Consider the following 16,305-nt stretch of genomic DNA (forward strand, 5'->3'; position numbering starts at 1 on the left):
TGTACAAACCAGCTTGTGGAGTGCGGAATTTAGCACAGACCATGAGCTGGATTTTTTGATTTTCTCATATATTTTTTTACTTATGATTAGTATTCTGTGTGATTTGAGGGTATATAGTTAGAAGGCGAAAAAATGAACATTTATTTTCAAGATAGGAGAAGCCGTATGGAACAGACAACCGTGATTAATTTGATTGTGCTTTTGCTGTCCGGCTTGCTGCTGGTCGGTGTGCTGACTACCAAATTTTCCAGCCGTTTCGGTATGCCTGCGCTCGTTTTGTTTATTGCTGTAGGCATGGTGCTCAGTCAGTTTATTTATTTTGATAATGCCTTTATCACACAGCTGGTGGGCATTCTCGCGCTCATTGTAATCTTGTTTGAAGGCGGGATGCAGACAAAGTTTACAGATGTTAAGCCAGTAATTCGACCTGCGTTGTCATTATCAACGTTGGGGGTCATCATTACGACTGTAGTCATTGGCGTCTGCGCCAAGTTTATTTTAGGCGTGAGCTGGATGGAATCCATGCTGTTTGGCGCTATTGTTGGTTCGACGGATGCGGCAGCTGTGTTTTCCGTTTTAGGAGGTAAAAACATCAAAAAGCGAATTACCTCGACGCTTGAAGCGGAATCCGGCAGCAATGACCCGATGGCTGTATTTCTCACAGTAACATTGATTGAGCTGATACATCACCCTGAGCAATCCATTTGGATACATATCTTGTTGTTTTTATGGGAAATGGGTTTTGGTCTAGCCGTTGGTTTTGTACTCGGACGCTTAGGTGTATATGCGATTAATAAAATGAATTTTGATTCATCCGGTTTGTATCCTGTAATGGCATTGGCATTTGCAGTCTTGACGTATGCGGCGGCATCGTTACTGGAGGCGAGCGGATTGCTGGCGGTATATGTCATGGCCATTGTATTGGGAAATTCCGACTTGACCTACAAGCGATCCATTATTCATTTTAACAATGGCTTCGCCTGGATGGTGCAGATTATGATGTTTGTCCTGCTCGGCCTATTGGTCTTTCCCGATCAATTGCTGGGCATTGCGTGGCAAAGTTTGGCGCTCTCCTTCATCCTCATGCTGGTGGCTCGTCCAATAGGTGTGTTCCTAAGCTTGCTTTTTTCCAGGTACTCTGTTCGCGAGAAGACACTGTTATCCTGGGCAGGACTGCGGGGAGCGGTACCCATTGTACTAGCAACTTATCCATTACTGGACGAAATGGATGTAGGACCTTTGTTTTTTAATGTCGTATTTTTCGTTGTGCTCACCTCTGCGATTATTCAAGGTACCACGATCTCGTGGCTAGCGGTGAAGCTTGGCTTGATGGACCCTAACGAGACATCGTCGCCTTCACTGTTGGAATTAGTTTCTTTGGGAAAAACCACTTCCGAAATCAACCACATTCAGGTACAAAAGGGGATGTCGATAGCCGGCAAGGCGATTCAGGATATACAGCTGCCTGAAGACATCTTATTCACAGCCATTATTCGGAACGAGCAAATTATTGCCCCGAGAGGTACAACTGTGATTGAACCGGGCGATACTTTGTATGTGCTTAGTCCCAAACTTAAGCGACAGCAGATGAAAGAGCTGTTCATGCTACTCGAACCGGAGGCTGCTCCGTAAATAGGATATCCCCCCTATTTACAGTCCTTCACATTTATGTGAAGGGCTTTTTGCTGTATTCTTTTTCAGAGTGGATGAATCTGTTAAAAAATTGACACTATCATTCTACAAAATTAGTTTATGATATTGTCGTTAGATGTCGCAGCCTATCGCTACTGATCATTTGATGGGCAATAGTGAAGAAATACGATAGAAGTCACCAAACAGGAGAGATGATGAATGAAACCGGAAGTCTTGCCACAGCGTGCAGCAGCTCGCAGGCAGAAAAATAAGAAAAAGAAACGAAAAGGAAAATTTGGTCGCTTTATGTTGCGACTTTTTATTGTATTCCTGTTAGCAGGAATTGGGGGCGGTGCATGGTTGTTTTTAACCCCTTCTGGCAAGGAGATGCGCTATTTGGCTGCGGATACGCTGATTACGACTCAGCATCGTCACTGGGCGAAATATTTTATCGGCGAAGCAGAGGCGAAGAAGCGCGTGGCTGAATATTCGGCCCGGTTCGAAGAGATGGGAGAGGAAAAGGATAGACATACAATCAATCTGCCTGATCTGATACCTACTAAAGTACAACAGACGCCGTTGGTTGAAGTGGAAGAGGTATCGGGTCGTAACTATCATGGCTATGTTATGACGGTGCATGACCCCACTAAAATTAGGCTCGGGGTTCCTGCTAAAGTCGGCCGGGGAGAACATGTATCTAGTATGGTCGAGCGTTTGGGGGCCGTTGCTGGTGTAAACGGCGGTGGATTCGCTGATCCCAACTGGAACGGGAATGGCTTTAAACCGATTGGTGTTGTCATTTCTCAGGGCCAGATATACTACAACGATATGGGTAAAAATGCCTCTGTTCAAATCGTAGGTATTGATAAACAGGGAAAAATGATAGCCGGTCACTATTCGTTGTCCGAGTTGTCCAAAATGAATGTGCAAGAAGCGGTTACTTTCCAACCACGCCTAATTGTGAATGGAAAAGGCCTGATTCGTAATGCAAGCGAGGGATGGGGCATTGCTCCCCGTACCGCGATGGGACAGAGAGCAGACGGGGCAATCCTTTTCGTAACCGTCGACGGTCGCCAGCCTGGGTACAGCATAGGTGCCAACTTGTATGATATGCAAAATATTTTACTTAAGCATGGAGCGGTTATCGGTGCTAATCTGGATGGAGGTTCATCAACGGTGCTCGTCAAGGATAACACCATTGTCAACAAGCCTTCCTCTGAATACGGAGAACGATATTTGCCGACTGCGTTTCTCGTATTTGAGCATCCAGAGGCCGTCAGTATCCCGAACATCTGGGCAGGGATGAGACCTGGAGACATTGACGCAGCCAAAAAGAAATAGAGCCGGAATGAACAAGTCTATTAAGTGAACGGAGACTCATAATGAAGCTAGATCGAACAGGATTTCAGCGATTGTTTGTCGCCTTGCTGATGCTTCCATTACTCTTGACAACAATGCATCAAGGAGAAGCCAAAGCGGTTGAACAGGGAACCACAGCACCTCAATCAACACAACTAACAGATATTGTTATAGCCGGTCAACCCTTAAACAACAAGACCAAATCTCTATTGATTGACGGTAAGCTCATGGTACCGCTTAAACCTTTGGCTGAAGCTGTAGGTGCAAGCTACCATTGGGATGCTAAAAAAAAGCAGGTCACGCTGCAAAAGTGGGCAGAGCCCTTAGTTCTTAAGGAGCGATTACGAAAGAACAAGCAGCAGCTTACATTTGAGGTTGTAGGTAAAGACGTTTATGTGCCTCTTAGAGATGTATCGCTTGAGTTAGGTTATACGTTGGAGAAGACAAATACACAGATTCAGATCCAGCCACCGATTCACGGTAAACTTAAAGAACAAATATATGAGGGGGATCTCGTGGCAGCACGTGAAGCGTTAATCCACTTAGAAAGACGTTCTGTCCATCCTTATATAGAAGCACATCGTCCTAACACTGAGCTGCTGTCCAGTGTCTATATGTTCCCCCAAGGCGAAGCATTGCGGTATTTTACAGTGAACGGGGATGTGCTGAGTCTGGTTGAAGTGAAGGACGGTTTTCCGATTGTTACCTATCAAGGGTATGTGGGAGCTCCCTTTGATAAAACCTTTACGATGGAATACGATCCACTGGAGCTGTTTTTGGCTAATAAAGCCAAAGATCAGTGGGGAACCTATCCGAAATTAAATAAGCCGCTGATCTACGAGTATACTACAGGATGGGGAGACAGCAGCACTACTTTTTATGGGCGTGTTACTATAGATAAAAAAGAAGAGCTGCTGGGTACGACGGGCGATCCGGTAAGCGGACTCCGAGCCGATGCCAAGCAGATCATGAAAACCATCAAGCTGCCGTGGGAATCGCGTACAGATGCCCAGCAGGCGATGGGATAAGTTTAGTAGAGCAGATACTACAAAAAAGCGTGTATCGTTGAAGTTAATTTAACTTCCCGGTACACGCTTTTTACAATGAAATGGATAATGAATATTGTGATATGCTCAAATCTTGTTTAGGCGTCATTTTCTGCTTCGAGAAACACGGAGATCAGAATACGCGCGTTGTTTTCTCCAACATTTTTGGCATAGTGGGGGATGGCTGCTCTCCAGCTAAAGGAATCTCCTGCTTCCAGCGTAGCTGAATCCTCACCCTGCTCCACGTATACCGTACCCTCCAAAATAAAATGAATCTCATCCCCTGCATGAGCATGCTCTTCTTCTGTAGATGAGCCTGGCGGCATGTCCACCAGCATCATTTTGACATTACCCTGACCACCCAAATGATCGACCTGGAGTTTGTTTTTACCATACAATGTTTTACGACGCTCGTCCTTACGAATCACTTGCATCCGTTCCTCTTCTTTAAGAAGCAGAAAAGCGAGAGGTACGTTCAGCGCATTAGCGATGCTGTCCAATGTAGCGATGGAAGGGGAGGTTTTATTATTTTCTACTTGACTCATAAACCCTTGAGATAGACCGGTTCGTTCGCAGATTTGCTGGATGGATAAATTTTTACGTTTACGAGCCGCACGAATGTTGCATCCTATACCCATAGAGCGTTCCTCCTTTTAGGGAAATATAATATATACTAATTTATTATTCATCATACCAAATAATTTGTTGACAGACTATAGTTTCTTATGCTAAATTCACATTACAAAATAATTATTACTATTACTAATAATTTGAGTGTAATTCATACTTATGTGTTGCAGTATAGATTCGGACGTCATTATTTTTTTGGCTAAATTATTAGTAATATAAATTAATTATTCATATACGCTTGTATGAGTGTATTAAAACAAACAGAATGGAGAGATAAACATGAGTTCAGCAAGCAGAAATGTTTCTACAATTATGCGGGTGGCGCTCGGAATTTTGTTTTTGGCACACGGAATTGCTAAATTCCAAATGGGATTGGGTAATGTTGCAGGCTGGTTTTCCAGCATTGGTGTCCCAGGATTTTTAGGTTATGTCGTTGCGGTGATTGAGTTGGTCGGCGGGATTGCATTAATTCTTGGATTGCTTACTCGCTATGTATCCGGACTTTTAGTTATTGTATTGATCGGCGCTATTTTCACGGCCAAATTGTCCGGCGGGTTGATGGGGAATGGTCAAGGCGCTGGCTATGAGCTGGATATTGCTTTTATTCTGGTAGCTCTTCATCTCGTATTTGCGCCGACAACTCGCTGGTCTCTGGATTCTTTGTTCAGCCGTCGTGGGTCAACAGAACAATAAATTTGATTAAGCCTTAGTCCTCCAATCCATGTAGAAAGAGGGAAATCTCATGACAGCACATATTCATGACAACACTAAAATCGGGCAGGTTTCATTAAAAGTTAGTAACTTGGAGCGCTCTATTCAATTTTACACTGAGGTCATTGGTTTACAGCTTCTACGTCAAACAGCGGATACCGCTGAATTGACTGTTGACGGAAAGCATGCGCTACTGATTCTTAACTATATTGAAAATGCAGTTATTCTGCCGCGCCAGTCTGCAACCGGATTGTATCACTTTGCTATTCTTCTACCAGATCGTATAGCTCTGGGTTTGTCTTTGCGTAATCTGCTGGCTCATGAGATTGAAATCGGACAGGGAGACCATGATGTAAGTGAAGCATTATACATCCATGATCCCGATAATAACGGAATTGAAATCTATGCGGATCGTCCTCGTAATCAATGGAAAAAAGATGCAAATGGATTTTACATGATGGGAACTGGACCTGTGGATGCAGAAGACCTGATTGCCATTTCTGAAAACTTACCTTGGCAGGGACTGCCACAGGGAACAGTAATTGGGCATGTTCACTTCCATGTGTCTAATTTGCTCACAGCACAGCAATTTTATTGCGATGTGCTTGGCTTTGACATTACATGCCGATATGGATCTTCAGCCTTGTTCGTTTCCGCAGGTGGTTACCACCACCATATGGGCTTAAATATATGGGCAGGTGAAGGAGCGCCACCAGCTCCCGAGCAGGCTGCTGGATTGGATTATTTTGAACTGAATGTTCCAGACCAACAAGAATTGGATGCCATTACTGCTCGTTTGACTGCGGCAGGTTATCGATTACAAGAACGTGATGGGGCCTTGTATGTGGCTGACCCGTTCCGTATTCAAATCAAATTGGTTCAGGGTCAAACCATTTAACATAGCAAGAACGTAACAGAAAAGGGTATTCCTATGAGCCGTACTGGCTGGGAATACCCTTTTTTATATCCTAAAACAAACTCCAATCCAAATCGCGGGACATTGTCTCCAGCAAGTGTACCCCCGCTGTACTGTTGCCCATACGATTCAATGAAGGCCCCACTAACCCGATGCCGTATCGTCCAGGTACCATCGTCATTATACTGCCAGATACGCCGCTTTTGGCAGGGAGTCCGACTTGAATGGCAAATTCACCAGAGGCGTCATACATACCGCATGTTGTCATAAATGTTTTGGCGATCTGTACATAGCGACGGGGGATCAAAGGTATACCTGTGACCGGATCACGGCCGTTGTAGGCTAGTATGAGTCCCATACGTGCTAAATCTGTACAGTTTAATTTGACAGCACAATGTCTGAAATAGACGTCAAGCACATCCTCCACATGACCTCTTAAAATCCCCTTTTCCATTAGAAAATAAGCAAGGGAACGGTTCAAATGGCCTGTGGCTGATTCTGAGTCGTAGACATCCTGATCATATTCCAATGTGTCATTATGAGTAAGCAGACGGAAAAACTGAAGAACACGGGCAAATCTCTCTTCTGGACTGTTTCCGCGAATCAGAGAGGAGACCGCGATTGCTCCGGCATTAATCAGTGGGTTAAATGGAATCCCCGGCTCGACTAGTTCTAGCTTTAGCATGGAATTAAAACGGTCTCCGGTAGGCTCCATACCTACCTTAGAGAAGACAACGTCCTCTCCATTATCCATCAAGGCCAGAATGAGCGTAAATACCTTTGAGATGCTTTGCATCGTAAACTGGATTTCCGTATCTCCGGCTACCACGGTCTCACCCGCACCGTTCATGACCACAATACCCAGCGCGTCGGCCGGGGCCTTGGACAGTTCGGGAATATACGCTGCTACCTTGCCATGAATATACTCATGACGGCTTTGTTCTACCCATTCCGGCAGTTTGGTCTGTAGTCTCTGCCACTCCGATGTCATTTCTTTTCCTCCAGTCGAGTAACCAATCTGTGGTATTTATTGTAGAGCAAGAAGTAGCTATATACTTATTTTAAAGAAATGTTCAGTCGAAAAACAAGCTCTGATGTCATTTCTTTTTCTCCAGTTAAATCCCCAATTATTGTAATATATGGATTATAACTTACAGGAGAAGGAGATGAAGTTGAGCATGTTACATGGTATGTTAGCGGATTACCCACGGGAGAAAACGATTCATCAGTTGTTTGAGGAGCAGGTTGAGCGCACACCGGACCATGTGGCGATTGTACTTGGGGACAAGCACTTGACGTATGCTGATCTGAACAAACAGGCCAATCAGCTTGCACATGCTTTGCGGGTCAAAGGTGTAGATAAGGACGAGCCCGTCGGGATCATGGTCGAATGCTCATTGACTATATCGATACCGAACTTTATGTCGATAACTCAAAATCGTTTTTGAGCAGTCTACAGGAGCTTGAAACCGATGATCTTTGGTACAAGTAAAGTGAAGTGAAGTAAGGTGAAGTAAAAAAACTGTCGACAGGGTCGACAGTTTTAGTTTAAAGACCTTCTGATGATTCAATTGGATTCATCAGAAGGTTATTTTGCTATGTACTAGAAATCAATAATAGCTGCTGGAATTTAATGAGCTTATGATCGCAGGCAATAGAGCAACAGCCATAATGATATAGATAACAATTACAATAGCGGCCCATAGCAGGCCTGCCTTAGCGTAGTTCGCTTTGCTCGGATTTGTCGAGCCGCTAAAAGCCCACACAAACAGCATAACAATTCCAACTACTGGTATTGCCATCAGGAGTAAGCTGATCATCCACTCCTTGAATGAAACAGGTGGCGGGTAAACAGGGGCTGGTCTGGACGGTGCTCCTTGTTGATTGTATTGCGGATTAAACGGGTTAGACGGGTTAGACAATTGGATCTTCTCCTTACGTGTTTAGTATGTTGTGTTTCCTATATTGTCCAAAACATCATACATGATATGACAATAAGCAACAAGTAAAATTCAGTAAACAGTCTAATAGTACTATCACATGACCAAAAATAGGTCTATACACCCTATTGACGAAGCGCTAATTATATATTAATGTATTGATATTAACATTTTGTTTTTATCAAATGATTTAAATTAAAATTTACATAGAGCATTCGTTGCTTTTGAAGGAAAAGCGATGATGTCCCAAATATGAGCAGGTAGGTGACACAAGTGACAGATAGATCGAAATACAACGACAGTGGCTTGACGGAGGAGCAATTTTTGGCCCTTTATGATGCGAATCAATATGAGCGTCCATCCGTAACGGTAGATATGCTGCTATTTACTGTAATGGATCAGCTCCAGCAGAATTACCGTAAGCTACCGGAGAAAACACTTCAGCTCCTCTTGATCCAAAGAGGAGAGCATCCTTTTATAGGGCAATGGGCGTTGCCCGGCGGTTTTGTAGGCATGAATGAAAGCCTGGAAGAGGCTGCACGCCGTGAGCTTAAAACTGAAACCAATGTGGATCAGATTTATATGGAGCAGCTGTACACTTGGGGAGATGTAGCACGTGATCCGCGTATGCGGGTAATCAGCTGTGCTTACATGGCGTTAGTAGACCATGAATCCTTGGAGGTGCAGGCAGGGGATGATGCCGCAGATGCTCAATGGTTCGAACTGGATTACAGTGTGGCTCAGGAGACGCGGACGAATCAACCGGAAGGTTACACATGGGAGCAAAACATTGACATTACATTGAAGCATGCGGACATCCTTTTAACAGCCAAAGTGAAAGTAACTGAAATTCTTAAGGGGAAAACCATAGAAATCAAGCGAGAAGTGCTGGAGTCACAGGGAATTGCTTTTGATCATGCCAAAATTATTGCGTACGGTATTGAGCGTCTACGCAGCAAAATTGAATACACAGATATTGCGTTTCACCTGATGCCAGCTCTGTTTACACTGAGTGAACTCCAACAGGTGTATGAAATTATTTTAGGTAAAGAGCTGTTAGCCGCGGCTTTTCGTCGTAAAATAGCAGATCTCGTGGAAGAAACCAATGAATACAGGAAGGCGGCCGGACATCGTCCGTCCAAGCTATACCGATTTAAGCCACGGTCACGTTTTATATAGCATAAAAGGAAGAAGAAATGAGGATTAGTCATGGAGAAGTTTACATTTTTTTATCGCAGTCATTCACCATTTTCGCAATGGTACCCTTGTGAATTTGTCGTGGATGGATTGGAGTTTAACTGTGCTGAGCAATATATGATGCTAAAAAAAGCGCAGCTTTTCGGAGATGAAGAGGCAGCTCTGAAAATTATGCAAGCCCCTACCCCAAGGGAGCAAAAAGCCCGTGGTCGCAGTGTGCGCGGATTTGACCAATCCTTATGGGAAGCAAATTGCCAGCAATTCGTGTATGACGGAAATTATGCCAAGTTCACCCAAAATACGAATTTGCTCAAGCACCTGCTTAAAACGAAGGGAACTACTCTGGTTGAGGCTAGTCCCACGGATACCATTTGGGGTGTAGGTTTAGCTGAAAATGATGCTCGTATACGGCACCGGAAGCTATGGCGGGGTACGAACTGGCTGGGGGAAATATTGACGAATTTACGTGAAGATCTATTGCAAAAGGAGGATTGGTCACCATGAAAAACACAATGAATTCCCGAAGTAAGCGGGATGCCAGGTCACATATGGCGCATGAAACATTATCCATTTTAGAGAATGGGCATTATACAAATACCAAACAGGTACAAGTAAATATAGCAAAAGAGGTAGGGAATGCGGTCACAGGCTCGAAGCTATATAGACCTTCTCAACTGGTAGCGATAAAGCAAGATGCAGAGCAAAGAGTAAAAAGTATATTAGGAGCTTCTTCCGATGTAGTCGAACAGGCGATCATTAAAAAGATGGAAGTAACGGGAGAAAGTACGTTGCAGGCCGCACATAGACTCCAGGTCGAGGAGAAGCGGGAACACGTAGCTTGTTTGAATTTTGCATCAGCCAAAAACCCAGGGGGCGGATTCCTCGGAGGCAGCCAGGCTCAAGAGGAAAGCTTAGCTCGTTCGTCAGCGCTGTATCCTTGCATTTCACAAATGGAGGAAATGTACCAACATAATCGGAAGCTGCGAAGCTGTTTTTATTCAGATTATATGATTTATTCTCCTCAAGTCCCTGTATTTCGGGATGATCAGGGAACATTGCTGGAAGAGCCGTATCTAGTCGATTTCCTGACCGCACCTGCTGTGAATGCTGGAGTCGTGCGTGAACGGGAGCCAGAGCAAGTGTATCGGATTGGAGAGGTCATGTTGGAGCGCATCCGTTACATTTTGGGAATGGCCATGCAAAACGGGGTAGAACATCTTGTGCTTGGTGCTTATGGTTGCGGGGTATTCCGTAACAAGCCGGAAGGGGTTGCCGACTGGTTTAAGCAAGTGCTTGTAGCTGAAGGATATGGACTGCTGTTTGAGCGGATTGTCTTTGCAGTATTGGACCACAAAGCAGAGCAGCGTACTTTAAACAGTTTTAAAAATGCTCTATCCTGATGTTAGAGACAGATTAAACATTAATACTGATGAAATAGGAGAGTGCTGAATGAACCCATCTTCCAACATTACCTGGCATGTATCAGAAGTGGATAAGCAAGCTCGACAGCTTCTGAACGGACATAAGAGTCCGGTGCTTTGGTTTACGGGGCTGTCTGGCTCGGGAAAGTCAACGGTATCCTCCACACTCGAAAAAGCGTTATATGCAAGAGGTATACGTACATTTATTTTGGATGGGGATAATGTTCGGCATGGTTTGAATCGCAATTTGGGTTTCCTGCCCGCTGACCGCAAAGAAAATATTCGTCGTATAGCGGAAGTATCCAAGCTAATGGCACATGCGGGGGTTCTACCGATTTGCGCCACTATTTCACCATATCGTGAGGATCGTGAAATGGTAAAGGATATTTTACAACAGGAAGGCTGCTACGAGATTTATATACAATGCAGTCTAGAGGAATGTGAGCGTCGTGATCCAAAAGGAATGTACAAAAAAGCAAGAGCTGGAGAAATTCATCATTTTACGGGGATTGATGCTCCCTATGAAGTACCGCTGCAACCTGATTTAATCGTCTCCACGGAAGGCCGGGAGGTAAATCAGTCGGTACAGGATATTCTGGATTTTCTCGATAGAAAGCAGCTCTTCTTATGATTTTATGATGAATTCCATATGAATATTGTCTGAAAATCTCCATAGCAAAACCTAAAGAAGTGATCAATGCGATCATTTCAGAATATAGAAATTGAAGTCACTTTATTGTAAATAAATACAGCACTATATTACGGCAAGCCTTAAGGGGCTTGCTTTTTTATTTGTGATTTTAAACTAATTCTAAATCCTAAATTATAATTATTATAAAAAAGTATTGATTTTTGTTTGTGTACAATTTATAGTGAAAGGCACAAGGTCAACCAATTCAATCAAGAGGTGATTTCAATTATGAGTAACCAACCAACGAACCTGACTACAAGCTGGGGCGCTCCTGTTGGAGATAATCAGAATTCGATTACAGCAGGCTCACGGGGGCCTGTACTAATTCAGGATGTGCATCTGCTGGAAAAATTGGCGCATTTTAACCGGGAGCGTGTGCCGGAACGGGTTGTTCATGCCAAAGGTGCGGGGGCACACGGATATTTTGAAGTCACTAATGATTTGTCTTCATATACAAAAGCAAGCTTTTTGTCCGAAGTGGGTAAGCGTACACCGATGTTTATCCGTTTTTCTACTGTGGCAGGTGAGCTAGGCTCGTCCGATACTGTACGCGATCCACGTGGATTTGCGGTAAAGTTTTATACAGAAGAAGGAAACTATGATCTCGTGGGCAATAATACACCTGTCTTTTTTATTCGGGATGCCATTAAATTTCCTGACTTTATTCATACGCAAAAACGTCACCCCCAAACGCATTTGAAAAACCCGAATGCGGTCTGGGATTTCTGGTCCTTGTCTCCTGAATCGCTGCATCAGGTAAGTATTCTCATGTCTGATCGCGGTATTCCCGCTACACTTAGACATATGCATGGTTTTGGCAGCCACACGTTCAAGTGGGTGAACGCCGAGGGACAGGCCGTATGGGTGAAATATCATTTTAAAACAGAACAAGGCATACAAAATCTCGATGTGGATTTAGCTGCGAAAATTGCCGGTGAAAACCCGGATTATCATATACAAGATTTGTTTAATGCGATTAAAAAGGGCGATTTCCCAGCATGGAAACTTTATGTGCAGATTATGCCCATAGAAGATGCGGATACGTACCGTTTTGATCCATTCGATGTGACCAAAGTATGGTCTCAAAAGGATTACCCGCTGATCGAGGTAGGGCGCATGGTGCTGAATCGCAATCCTGAGAACTACTTTGCTGAGGTAGAGCAGGCGACATTCTCGCCAGGTTCATTTGTTCCTGGTATTGAGGCTTCCCCGGATAAGATGCTGCAAGGACGCCTGTTTGCCTATGGTGACGCACATCGCTACCGTGTAGGTGCAAACCATAATGCGTTGCCAATCAACCGGCCACATGCGGAAGTACACAACTATCAACGCGATGGTGCATTGCGCAGTGACGGTAATGGCGGGGGATCTGTCTATTACGAGCCGAATAGTCTCGGCGGACCGAAAGAATCATCTGCTCACAAAATTGCTCCTTTTGAAGTGTCTGGCGAGGCACAAAGTGTAGCCTATGATCATCACGATCACTACACACAACCAGGGGACCTGTACCGCTTGCTGAGTGAAGAGGAGCGCTCACGTCTGGTCCGAAACATTGTAAATGCCATGAAGCCTGTAGAAAGTGATGAAATCAAACTGCGTCAGATCGGTCATTTCTATAAAGCTGATCCTGAATACGGGCGTCGTGTAGCGGATGGTCTGGGCTTGACCGTACCACAAGGCGAGTAGAAGGATTGGCAAGCGCCTAACCTGAAAGCCGTATGAATAAATAATAAAAGGATGTCCCCACACCACATATATGGTGGAGGGGACATCCTTTGTTTTTGAGAGCGATGTAAAGCAGGGGCTACTAAATCCTCTTCAACCGAGGTAAGTAGACCACCAGAAACAGTGACCGTCCCAGGGCAAAGATGATAAAGGATAACCAAAGTCCATGATTCCCATAATGAGGAACGCACCAGAAGAGAGCAATCAAAAAGCAGACCAGTGAAATCAGCATCGAATTACGGATCGGATACGTTACCGTCATCCCTGTAAACACACCGTAGAATACCAGTCCCAGCCCGGCTGCTAGGGGAAAGACCACCAGCCACCCATTGTAAGGAGCTGTCAGGCTAATCACTGTAGCATTCCCCGTAAATAGCGAGATCAGCGGATCTTTCAGTGCAAGATACAATCCTCCCGTCACTACACTGGTAACCAGTGTCCAAAACCAGGACAAATGAATAACTCTCTGCAGCATTTTACGATCCCCGGCACCACGAGCCTGACCCGTCATGATGCTACTGGCGTTGGCGAACCCGTCAAAAAAGTAAGCCATAATGTAATGGATCTGCAACAAAATAGCATTTGCCGCCAACTGATCGGTTCCAAAGCTCGCACTGCGCGCCGTAAACAGATTAAACATCGTCAACAGGCAGGCAGTACGAATCATGAGATCAAGGTTCGTCGCCATGACACTTTTTAACTCTGAGGCACCGAACCATTCTCGCCAATTCCTCTGTCCGCTGCGCTTCCATTCTCTCCAAATCGGTGAACGGAACACCAGTACAAGACCCAATACACATGCAAGAGCTTCTGCAATCAGAGTAGCGCTTGCAACCCCAGCGACATTCCAATGCATGATCTGTGTAAATACAATAGCTAATAGCATATTAATCACATTCATGGATATTTGTAAAAATAGTGTAGCTTTCACGCGGGACAATCCCATCAGCCATCCGAGCAGCACATAGTTCACTAATGTAAGGGGTGCTCCCCAAATACGGATGTTAAAATAAATTGCTGCTTGCTCTGCCACATCCTGAGCTGGATGGATGAGCTGGAGAGAAGCTAGCAAAATGGGCTTTTGCAATACAATAAATACTGCACTAATGAGTAGAGCTATGGCAAGTGGGCGCATGAGAGCAGCTATGCCTTGATCGTTATTTTGTGCCCCTGCGGCTTGTGCTGTGAAAGCTGACGTACTGACTCGCAGAAAGCCAAACAGCCAATATAAAGTATTGAAAATAAGAGTACCGACTGCCACGCCGCCTAAATAGGCAGAGTGGCTTAAATGACCGATTACTGCTGTATCCACCGCACCGAGTAGCGGGGTTGTAATCGTCGAAATAATTAAAGGGATTGCTAAAGCAAGATAGGCTCGGTGGGAAGGCAGCATGTTGAAAAAACCTCCAGTAACGATTGTGTATAGGGATGCCGATCCGAATGAAATAATGATTCCTTGGAAAAATGCTCAAGCACACGGCCATCTTTCATAACCATAATTCGATCACTCATAAAGTGCGCAGCCGCCAGATCATGCGAGATAAACAGATAAGCCAGTCGCAACTCATCCTGCAAATCCTTAAGCAGATTCAAAACCGTGGCTTGTGTGGTCACATCCAAACTTGCAGTCGGTTCGTCCAATACGATAAAATCCGGTTCTGTGCTAATGGCACGTGCAATGGTTACACGCTGCTTTTCCCCACCACTGAGCTGATGTGGGAACTTATCCAGATAGCTGGCCGGAAGCTTTACCATACCTAACAGTTGTTCTGCTATATTCCGACGTCCGGAGGGCATACCCGCCATAAAGGAAGGAACATAGCACTTGAGCTGATCCAATGGCTCCAGCAGTGATTGCAGAATGGTTAGTCTGGGGTTCAAAGCTGCGGATGGATGTTGAAATACCGCCCCCAGTCTGCTGCGAATCCGTTTTAATTCACTTCGCTTTAATCCTCGAATGGACTGTCCATCCAGTCTAAGCTCACCTTGATCAAACGGGTCTAATGTTAAAATACAGCGAGCGAGTGTGCTTTTCCCACTGCCGCTTTCTCCGACAACACCCAGACATTCTCCGGGCAAGATCGATAGAGCAACATCGTGCAGCACAGTTTTGCCCCCAGTGTAAGCCTTCGTCAAACCGGAGACGGTAACAACAGGATTAGAGCTGTCTTGCCACTGAGCGCAGGCGGCTTGATTATTCATGTATTGTGCTCCTTTCCGGTGCAAGCTGTTCATCAGTGCTATTGCATGGCAAACGCGAAGGAGCGCCTGGAGACAGCGGCGGAATAGCCGCCAGCAAGCGACGCGTATAGGGATGGACTGGATGGTCTAGCACCGCTTGCGTTTGGCCAGCTTCAACCAAAACACCTGTACGCATTACTGCAATTCGATCCGCATACTTCCGTACATGCCGTAGATCGTGAGTAATCCACAAGACGGAAATTCCCGTTTCCATCCGGATTTGATCAATGAGCTGGAGTACTCGGTGTGCAGTGAGCGTATCCAGCGCAGTTGTGGGCTCGTCGGCAATAAGCAACTTTGGTTTTAGAAGCAGTGCAGCTGCAATAGCCGCTCGCTGCAATTGACCGCCGCTGAGCTCGAATGGATAGCTGCGGTACACACGTTCGGCGGGAAGCTGTACGTGCTCCAGCACCTCGATACAGCGCTGCTTACGCGCTTTACGGTCTTGCTTGCCGTGAGCACACATCAGCTCGTCGAGTTGGCTGCCCACACGTAAAAAAGGTGTAAAAGCCCCGTGATAATCTTGAAAAATGTAAGATATTTCACTGCCAAGCAAGGAACGTCTTTGTTTAACAGGTAGGGCAAGCAAATTCTCGTCATTCCACATGATGATTCCTTCAGCGCTAACAGAAGCGGGGAGGAGACCGCCAATAGCGAACGCAGTCATGCTTTTACCGCTGCCGCTTTCGCCTGCCAGAGCACACCATTCTCCCGGATGAATGGCAAGTTCCAGTTGTTCTACAATCGTTTTTGCTTTTGTCCGAATCGTTAAGCCTTCAATAGTCAGCATGTATAG

The 16,305-nt window shown here is 45.1% G+C and carries 17 protein-coding genes; 11 read left to right on the forward strand and 6 right to left on the reverse strand.

Annotated elements, in window-relative coordinates:
* The first annotated feature begins 165 nt into the window (after nucleotides 1-165).
* The 3 genes from G7035_RS22235 to G7035_RS22245 all read left to right on the forward strand — a co-directional run bounded on the left by G7035_RS22235 (nucleotide 166) and on the right by G7035_RS22245 (nucleotide 4,019).
* Nucleotides 166-1,632, forward strand: a complete 1,467-nt coding sequence (locus G7035_RS22235) for a potassium/proton antiporter (protein ID WP_016820786.1) — start codon at nucleotides 166-168, stop codon at nucleotides 1,630-1,632.
* A gap of 219 nt (nucleotides 1,633-1,851) precedes the next feature.
* The gene (locus tag G7035_RS22240) at nucleotides 1,852-2,973 is read left to right on the forward strand and encodes a phosphodiester glycosidase family protein (protein WP_019687364.1); all 1,122 of its coding nucleotides are present in this window, start codon (nucleotides 1,852-1,854) and stop codon (nucleotides 2,971-2,973) included.
* A 41-nt stretch (nucleotides 2,974-3,014) separates the two neighbouring features.
* Nucleotides 3,015-4,019 carry a stalk domain-containing protein gene (locus G7035_RS22245; RefSeq protein WP_019687363.1) on the forward strand — a complete coding sequence of 335 codons (1,005 nt, stop codon included), beginning with the start codon at nucleotides 3,015-3,017 and terminating at the stop codon, nucleotides 4,017-4,019.
* A 116-nt stretch (nucleotides 4,020-4,135) separates the two neighbouring features.
* Here G7035_RS22245 and G7035_RS22250 read toward each other — a convergent pair whose 3' ends face one another.
* Nucleotides 4,136-4,675: a helix-turn-helix domain-containing protein gene (locus G7035_RS22250; protein ID WP_016820789.1), complete on the reverse strand. Its 540-nt coding sequence runs from the start codon at nucleotides 4,673-4,675 to the stop codon at nucleotides 4,136-4,138.
* A gap of 271 nt (nucleotides 4,676-4,946) precedes the next feature.
* Here G7035_RS22250 and G7035_RS22255 point away from each other — a divergent pair, with 271 nt between their 5' ends.
* Both G7035_RS22255 and G7035_RS22260 read left to right on the forward strand, forming a co-directional pair.
* Nucleotides 4,947-5,360, forward strand: a complete 414-nt coding sequence (locus G7035_RS22255) for a DoxX family protein (RefSeq protein WP_016820790.1) — start codon at nucleotides 4,947-4,949, stop codon at nucleotides 5,358-5,360.
* 49 nt (nucleotides 5,361-5,409) lie between these two features.
* Entirely contained in the window at nucleotides 5,410-6,276 is an 867-nt protein-coding gene (locus tag G7035_RS22260; protein ID WP_019687362.1) for a VOC family protein, read from the forward strand.
* Between the two features lie 70 nt (nucleotides 6,277-6,346).
* Here G7035_RS22260 and glsA read toward each other — a convergent pair whose 3' ends face one another.
* A complete protein-coding gene (glsA, locus tag G7035_RS22265) occupies nucleotides 6,347-7,285 on the reverse strand; it encodes a glutaminase A (RefSeq protein WP_013371363.1) in 939 nt (312 codons plus the stop codon).
* Nucleotides 7,286-7,460: 175 nt separating this feature from the next.
* On the opposite strand from glsA, the gene G7035_RS22270 reads away from it, so the two are divergent.
* Nucleotides 7,461-7,742 (forward strand): AMP-binding protein, encoded by a 282-nt coding sequence (locus G7035_RS22270; protein ID WP_019687361.1) that lies wholly within the window; start codon nucleotides 7,461-7,463, stop codon nucleotides 7,740-7,742.
* 162 nt (nucleotides 7,743-7,904) lie between these two features.
* On the opposite strand, the gene G7035_RS22275 is transcribed toward G7035_RS22270, so the two are convergent.
* Nucleotides 7,905-8,216: a hypothetical protein gene (locus G7035_RS22275; protein ID WP_017427018.1), complete on the reverse strand. Its 312-nt coding sequence runs from the start codon at nucleotides 8,214-8,216 to the stop codon at nucleotides 7,905-7,907.
* 291 nt (nucleotides 8,217-8,507) lie between these two features.
* Between G7035_RS22275 and G7035_RS22280 the strand changes: the two genes are divergently transcribed.
* From G7035_RS22280 to katA, 5 genes are all read left to right on the forward strand, one after another.
* Nucleotides 8,508-9,413: an NUDIX hydrolase gene (locus G7035_RS22280; protein ID WP_019687360.1), complete on the forward strand. Its 906-nt coding sequence runs from the start codon at nucleotides 8,508-8,510 to the stop codon at nucleotides 9,411-9,413.
* Between the two features lie 30 nt (nucleotides 9,414-9,443).
* On the forward strand, nucleotides 9,444-9,935 hold the full coding sequence (locus G7035_RS22285) for a riboflavin biosynthesis intermediates N-glycosidase (protein WP_019687359.1): 492 nt from the start codon (nucleotides 9,444-9,446) through the stop codon (nucleotides 9,933-9,935).
* A complete protein-coding gene (locus tag G7035_RS22290) occupies nucleotides 9,932-10,831 on the forward strand; it encodes a TIGR02452 family protein (protein WP_019687358.1) in 900 nt (299 codons plus the stop codon). Before G7035_RS22285 ends, G7035_RS22290 begins: the two co-directional genes overlap by 4 nt.
* Before the next feature lie 49 nt (nucleotides 10,832-10,880).
* A complete protein-coding gene (gene cysC, locus G7035_RS22295; protein WP_019687357.1) occupies nucleotides 10,881-11,483 on the forward strand; it encodes an adenylyl-sulfate kinase in 603 nt (200 codons plus the stop codon).
* A gap of 288 nt (nucleotides 11,484-11,771) precedes the next feature.
* The gene (katA, locus tag G7035_RS22300) at nucleotides 11,772-13,229 is read left to right on the forward strand and encodes a catalase KatA (protein WP_017427013.1); all 1,458 of its coding nucleotides are present in this window, start codon (nucleotides 11,772-11,774) and stop codon (nucleotides 13,227-13,229) included.
* Between the two features lie 121 nt (nucleotides 13,230-13,350).
* Here katA and G7035_RS22305 read toward each other — a convergent pair whose 3' ends face one another.
* Genes G7035_RS22305 through G7035_RS22315 form a run of 3 tightly spaced genes read right to left on the reverse strand, consistent with a single transcriptional unit; the run spans nucleotide 13,351 to nucleotide 16,299 of the window.
* Complete coding sequence (locus tag G7035_RS22305; protein ID WP_019687356.1) at nucleotides 13,351-14,661, reverse strand: MATE family efflux transporter; 1,311 nt, start codon at nucleotides 14,659-14,661, stop codon at nucleotides 13,351-13,353.
* Nucleotides 14,628-15,470 carry an ABC transporter ATP-binding protein gene (locus tag G7035_RS22310; RefSeq protein WP_019687355.1) on the reverse strand — a complete coding sequence of 281 codons (843 nt, stop codon included), beginning with the start codon at nucleotides 15,468-15,470 and terminating at the stop codon, nucleotides 14,628-14,630. Before G7035_RS22310 ends, G7035_RS22305 begins: the two co-directional genes overlap by 34 nt.
* The gene (locus G7035_RS22315) at nucleotides 15,463-16,299 is read right to left on the reverse strand and encodes an ATP-binding cassette domain-containing protein (protein WP_019687354.1); all 837 of its coding nucleotides are present in this window, start codon (nucleotides 16,297-16,299) and stop codon (nucleotides 15,463-15,465) included. The genes G7035_RS22310 and G7035_RS22315 overlap by 8 nt, the downstream gene beginning before the upstream one ends.
* Nucleotides 16,300-16,305 lie beyond the last annotated feature (6 nt).

It is taken from the genome of Paenibacillus polymyxa, from assembly GCF_015710975.1.
GTDB lineage: Bacteria > Bacillota > Bacilli > Paenibacillales > Paenibacillaceae > Paenibacillus > Paenibacillus polymyxa.

Coding starts and splice junctions, on each gene's coding strand:
- G7035_RS22235 (WP_016820786.1), top strand. CDS start 166: ATGGAACAGACAACCGTGATTAATTTGATTGTGCTTTTGCTGTCCGGC.
- G7035_RS22240 (WP_019687364.1), top strand. CDS start 1,852: ATGAAACCGGAAGTCTTGCCACAGCGTGCAGCAGCTCGCAGGCAGAAA.
- G7035_RS22245 (WP_019687363.1), top strand. CDS start 3,015: ATGAAGCTAGATCGAACAGGATTTCAGCGATTGTTTGTCGCCTTGCTG.
- G7035_RS22250 (WP_016820789.1), bottom strand. CDS start 4,675: ATGGGTATAGGATGCAACATTCGTGCGGCTCGTAAACGTAAAAATTTA.
- G7035_RS22255 (WP_016820790.1), top strand. CDS start 4,947: ATGAGTTCAGCAAGCAGAAATGTTTCTACAATTATGCGGGTGGCGCTC.
- G7035_RS22260 (WP_019687362.1), top strand. CDS start 5,410: ATGACAGCACATATTCATGACAACACTAAAATCGGGCAGGTTTCATTA.
- glsA (WP_013371363.1), bottom strand. CDS start 7,285: ATGACATCGGAGTGGCAGAGACTACAGACCAAACTGCCGGAATGGGTA.
- G7035_RS22270 (WP_019687361.1), top strand. CDS start 7,461: ATGAAGTTGAGCATGTTACATGGTATGTTAGCGGATTACCCACGGGAG.
- G7035_RS22285 (WP_019687359.1), top strand. CDS start 9,444: ATGGAGAAGTTTACATTTTTTTATCGCAGTCATTCACCATTTTCGCAA.
- G7035_RS22290 (WP_019687358.1), top strand. CDS start 9,932: ATGAAAAACACAATGAATTCCCGAAGTAAGCGGGATGCCAGGTCACAT.
- cysC (WP_019687357.1), top strand. CDS start 10,881: ATGAACCCATCTTCCAACATTACCTGGCATGTATCAGAAGTGGATAAG.
- katA (WP_017427013.1), top strand. CDS start 11,772: ATGAGTAACCAACCAACGAACCTGACTACAAGCTGGGGCGCTCCTGTT.
- G7035_RS22305 (WP_019687356.1), bottom strand. CDS start 14,661: ATGCTGCCTTCCCACCGAGCCTATCTTGCTTTAGCAATCCCTTTAATT.
- G7035_RS22310 (WP_019687355.1), bottom strand. CDS start 15,470: ATGAATAATCAAGCCGCCTGCGCTCAGTGGCAAGACAGCTCTAATCCT.
- G7035_RS22315 (WP_019687354.1), bottom strand. CDS start 16,299: ATGCTGACTATTGAAGGCTTAACGATTCGGACAAAAGCAAAAACGATT.